Raw genomic sequence first — 602 nt, 5'->3', positions numbered from 1 at the left:
AATGACTTGGTATCATCCCGTAATTAAGCGCTTCTTTGCACTCGCGGGACATAGTCCGGCTCCGGACATAGTTCCGGCTATTGCCCGCAGGCAATAGGCGGAAAAAGCCGGGAAGCATCTGATAGGCGCTGGTGCCGTCATTGGCGTTCACAAGGATGATTTCGAACGCCTCGCCGTCGCCGTTGGTGATGGAGCGGTGACGCAAACGCAGCATGTGCTTGGTAAACTCGGCCTTGCCTTCGATGCGGGTGCGGGCCTGTTGGGCCATGAAGGGCTCAAAGCCTTCCGCGCGAAGGTTGTTCAGCACGTCGATGGTGGGCACGGGTGCAAAGCGTGCGCTGCGGCTGGCGTGGGCCTCGGCGGCGAAGATGGATGGAACGCGGGCGCGCAAGGCGTCGTCGGTCAAGGCTTCGCCGCGACCGTAGATCGAGCCGCCGTTTGTCATTCCGCGCATGAAGTTCTGATAGCCCATGATCGTCTCCTTTTGTGGCAAGAACCTTCCGGCTTGGTGCGCCCTTCCTTGAAAATGGGGCTGGCCGTGAAGGTGAGACGCGGCTTGCCCGCGCCTCTCCTTCAGGGACTGCCTTCCGGCGAGGAACGGG

General features: G+C 61.1%; 1 protein-coding gene. It reads right to left on the bottom strand.

The window, feature by feature from the left end; genetic code table 11:
* The coding region (locus tag ACSHZY_RS18905) for a DUF932 domain-containing protein (RefSeq protein ID WP_435171770.1) at positions 1–472 on the bottom strand (472 nt) is incomplete at its 3' end.
* Between the last annotated feature and the right edge of the window lie 130 nt (positions 473–602).

Origin of the sequence: Falsirhodobacter sp. 1013 (assembly GCF_051195255.1) — a bacterium.
Lineage (GTDB): Bacteria > Pseudomonadota > Alphaproteobacteria > Rhodobacterales > Rhodobacteraceae > Falsirhodobacter.
The sequence above is the reverse complement of the archived record's forward strand: the minus strand, read 5'-3'. Positions and strand labels throughout refer to the sequence as shown.